At 71.1% G+C, this 4,480-nt stretch carries 3 protein-coding genes; all 3 read left to right on the top strand.

Features of this window, described 5'->3' with window-relative positions; translation table 11 throughout:
• A partial coding sequence (locus G6024_RS11175; protein WP_478213488.1) for a replication-associated recombination protein A occupies positions 1-1,371 on the top strand: 1,371 nt, incomplete at its 5' end.
• A gap of 82 nt (positions 1,372-1,453) precedes the next feature.
• Positions 1,454-1,600, top strand: a complete 147-nt coding sequence (locus G6024_RS11170; RefSeq protein WP_167457804.1) for a hypothetical protein — start codon at positions 1,454-1,456, stop codon at positions 1,598-1,600.
• A 204-nt stretch (positions 1,601-1,804) separates the two neighbouring features.
• Positions 1,805-4,465 carry an alanine--tRNA ligase gene (gene alaS, locus G6024_RS11165; RefSeq protein WP_159148714.1) on the top strand — a complete coding sequence of 887 codons (2,661 nt, stop codon included), beginning with the start codon at positions 1,805-1,807 and terminating at the stop codon, positions 4,463-4,465.
• Positions 4,466-4,480: the final 15 nt, after the last annotated feature.

Raw genomic sequence — 4,480 nt, 5'->3', positions numbered from 1 at the left:
GCCGGTAGCCTGGTCGGCGTGACAGACGATGCCGGGTTGTTCGCCGCCGGAGACGCGGGCGGACACGCGCCCCTCCCGCCCGCGGCGGGGGACGTGGACCCGTCCGCACCGCTGGCCGTGCGAATGCGGCCGCGGACCCTCGACGAGGTGATCGGCCAGGAGCACCTCCTGCGGCCCAACTCCCCGCTGCGGCGGCTGGTGGAGGGGCGCGGCGGCTCCTCGCTGATCCTCTACGGTCCGCCGGGTACCGGGAAGACGACGCTCGCGAACCTCGTCGCGAGCACCTCGGGTCGGCACTTCGTGGCGCTGTCCGCGTTGAGCGCGGGGGTCAAGGACGTCCGCGCGGTCATCGACGACGCCCGCACCCGCCAGGTGCACGGTCAGCGCACGGTCCTGTTCATCGACGAGGTGCACCGGTTCTCCAAGAGCCAACAGGACGCCCTGCTCGCCGCGGTGGAGAACGGCATCGTCCTCCTGGTCGCCGCGACCACGGAGAACCCCCACTTCTCCGTGATCGCCCCGTTGCTGAGTCGATCCCTCATCGCCGAGCTCCGGGGGCTGGACGACGCGGGTGTCGCCGGCGTCCTGAGGCGCGCGGTGGCCGAGGAGCGGGGCCTGGCCGGCGAGGTCGAGCTGACGGACGAGGCGGTGGAGGACATCGTCAGACTGTCGGGGGGCGACGCCAGACGCAGCCTCACGATCCTCGAGGCGGCGGCGGGGGCCGCGGAGGACGGGGTGGTGACCCCGGAGATCGTGGAGCTGAGCCTGGACGCCGCACCTGTGCGCTACGACCGCGACGGGGACCAGCACTACGACGTCACGAGCGCGTTCATCAAGTCCATCCGTGGGTCCGACGTGGACGCCGCCCTGCACTACCTCGCGCGGATGCTGGTCGCGGGGGAGGACCCGCGGTTCATCGCCCGGCGCCTCATGGTCCACGCCAGTGAGGACATCGGGATGGCCGACCCCACCGCGCTGCTGGCCGCGGGGGCCGCCGCCGAGATCGTGCAGAAGGTCGGACTGCCGGAGTGCAGGTTGGCGCTGGCGCAGGCCACCATCCACCTCGCCACGGCCCCCAAGTCCAAGGCGGTCATCGCCGCGATCGACGCCGCGATGGCCGATGTCCGCGCGGGCGGGGTGGGCGAGGTGCCCAAGCATCTACGGGACGGCCACTACGCCGGGGCGAAGGGCCTCGGCAACGGGGTGGGCTACCGCTACGCCCACAACGCGCCCGCCGGGGTCGTGGCGCAGCAGTACCCGCCCGACGAGCTGGTGGGGCGTGACTACTACGAGCCGAGCCCGCACGGGCACGAGCGGGAGCTGGGTGCGCGGGTGGACAAGCTCCGCAAGATCATACGAACAGAGACGTAGCCAGTTCTTGAGAAATATGTGAGTATCGTTAATAAGTGCTTGACCAGGCACTTTAATCACGCCGCTCACCCTGGAGGAAACTATGGCCTATCTCCTGTCCACGCTCGTCAGTGTCGCGACCTCGATCGGGGTCTGGGGCACGGGGGCACACAGCATGGGGCTCCTGCCCCGGGAGGCGTTCATCACCGCCGCCAACTTCGGCATCGTCCTGCCCCCGATGCCGCGCTGACCGTCCATCAGGCAGGGCCCGCCCTGCACCGGGCGCCCATTCGCCGGTTCGGCCGGGTGGGCGCCCGCTGGCGTTCCCGGGGCCGCCCACCTCGTCGTCGTCGTCAGGTCCGTCCCGGCCCACCTCGTTCCCGGTCCCGCCCGGGCGCGGCGGTAGGCTGGGACCTCGCCCGAGACCACCAGTAGACGACCAGTGAGGCCCCCAGTGCAGACCCATGAGATCCGGCGCCGCTTCCTCGAGCACTTCGTCAGGGCCGGCCACGCCGAGGTCCCCAGTGCGTCTCTGGTGTTGGACGATCCCAACCTGCTGTTCGTCAACGCCGGGATGGTGCCGTTCAAGCCCTACTTCCTCGGCCAGGAGACCCCGCCGTTCGCCACCGCGACCTCCATCCAGAAGTGCGTGCGCACCCTCGACATCGAGGAGGTGGGCATCACCACCCGCCACAACACCTTCTTCCAGATGGCCGGGAACTTCTCCTTCGGCGACTACTTCAAGGAAGGCGCCATCCGGCATGCGTGGTCGCTGCTGACCACCCCGGTCGACGCCGGCGGGTTCGGGATCGACCCCGCGCTGCTGTGGGTCACCGTGTACCTCGACGACGACGAGGCCCACGGCATCTGGCGGGACGTGATCGGGGTGCCCGAGGAGCGCATCCAACGCCGCGGTATGGCGGACAACTACTGGTCCATGGGCGTGCCCGGCCCGTGCGGACCGTGCTCGGAGATCTTCTACGACCGTGGGCCCGCCTACGGGGTGGACGGCGGGCCCGAGGCCGACGAGGATCGTTACATCGAGATCTGGAACCTCGTGTTCATGCAGAACGAGCGAGGGGAGGGCACCGGCAAGGACGCCTTCGAGATCCTCGGCCCGCTGCCCAAGCAGAACATCGACACCGGCATGGGCGTCGAGCGCGTCGCGTTCCTGCTCCAGGGCGTGGAGAACGTCTACGAGACGGACCTGCTGCGCCCGGTCATCGAGACCGCCGAGCGACTGTCCGGCGCGAAGTACGGTGCGGACGGCGCCGCCGACGTGCGGTTCCGCGTCGTCGCCGACCATGCCCGCACCGCCTACATGCTCATCTCCGACGGCGTGACGCCCGGCAACGAGGGCCGCGGGTACATCCTGCGCCGTCTACTGCGTCGCATCGTCCGCTCCGTGCGACTGCTCGGGGCGACCGGCGAGACGATGGCCGAGTTCATGGCCACCGTCCGCGACGCGATCGGGCCGTCCTTCCCCGAGACCGTCTCCGGGTACGACCGGATCGAGCGGATCGCGGTGGCCGAGGAGGTCGCGTTCCTCAAGACCCTCGAGTCCGGGACGCAGCTGTTCGAGCGCGCCGCCTCCGACGCCCGGTCGTCGGGCGCCGCGGTGCTCACCGGCCGCCAGGCGTTCGCTCTGCACGACACGCACGGTTTCCCGATCGACCTCACCCTCGAGATGGCGTCCGAGGCCGGGCTGCAGGTGGACGAGGAGGGCTTCCGCTCGCTCATGTCCGAGCAGCGCGCCCGCGCCAAGGCCGACTCCCGGGCCAAGAAGCACGCCCACGCCGACCTGTCCGTCTACCGTGACTTCCTCGACGCCGGCGAGACCGTCTTCACCGGCTTCACCGACCTGACCGACGAGTCGCGGCTGCTGGGCATCGTCTCCGGCGGCGAGGCCGTCCACGTCGCCCGCGAGGGGGACGCGGTGGAGTTCCTGCTCGACCGCACCCCGTTCTACGCCGAGTCCGGCGGACAGCTGGGCGACCGCGGCATGATCTCCACGGCCGGCTTCCAGATGCGGGTCGACGACGTCCAGAAGATCGGCAAGAAGCTCTGGGTGCACAAGGGCGTCCTCACCGGCGGCGAGGCCGAGGCCGGTCAGCTCGTCACCTCCGCCGTCGACCCCGAGTGGCGCAAGGGCGCCACCCAGGGGCACTCCGCCACCCACCTCGTCCACGCCGCACTGCGGCAGATCCTCGGCCCGGAGGCCGTCCAGGCCGGCTCGCTCAACAAGCCCGGCTACATGCGGTTCGACTTCAACTGGTCCGGCTCGATCCCCTCGGACGTCCTGGCGCAGGTCGAGGAGGTCACCAACACCGCCGTCGACGCCGACTACGGGGTCAACACCGTGGAGACCACCCTCGAGGAGGCCAAGCGCATGGGCGCCATGGCCCTGTTCGGCGAGAACTACGGCTCCCGGGTCCGCGTGGTGGAGATCGGTGGCCCCTTCTCCATGGAACTGTGCGGCGGGACCCACGTGTCCAGCTCCGCGCAGATCGGGCCCGTCAGCCTGCTGGGGGAGGCGTCCGTCGGCTCCGGGATCCGGCGTGTCGAGGCCTATGTGGGCATGGACGCCTACCGCCACCAGGCCCGCGAGCGGGCGCTCGTGTCCGGGCTGGCCGCCTCGCTCAAGGCGCCCACCGACGAGCTGCCCGACCGCGTCGCCGCCCTCACCGCGAAACTGCGTGAGGCCGAGAAGGCGCTCGAATCCCTGCGGGCCTCCCAGCTCGCGGCCCAGGCCGGCGACCTGCTGAACTCGGCCGAGGACCTCGGTGGCATCCGGTTCCTCGCCCACAGCACCCCCGGCGGCGCCGCGGGAGACCTCCGCACCCTCGCCTCCGACCTCAAGGGACGACTCGGCTCGGAGGCCGGGGTCGTGTTCCTCACCGCCCCGGCGCAGGACAAGGTCCCATTCGTCATCGCCGTCAGCCCCGCCGCGCAGGATCGCGGACTCAGGGCCGGCGATCTCGTCAAGGCCATCGCGCCCGCGCTCGGTGCCCGTGGCGGCGGCAAGCCGGACATGGCGCAGGGTGCCGGGTCCGACCCGGCCGGGATCGACACTGCGGTGTCCGCGCTGCGCGATGCCGTCCGGGACGCCGGATGACCGACGCCCCGGGCG

Source organism: Dietzia maris, from assembly GCF_014144855.1.
GTDB lineage: Bacteria > Actinomycetota > Actinomycetes > Mycobacteriales > Mycobacteriaceae > Dietzia > Dietzia kunjamensis.
The sequence above is the reverse complement of the archived record's forward strand: the minus strand, read 5'-3'. Positions and strand labels throughout refer to the sequence as shown.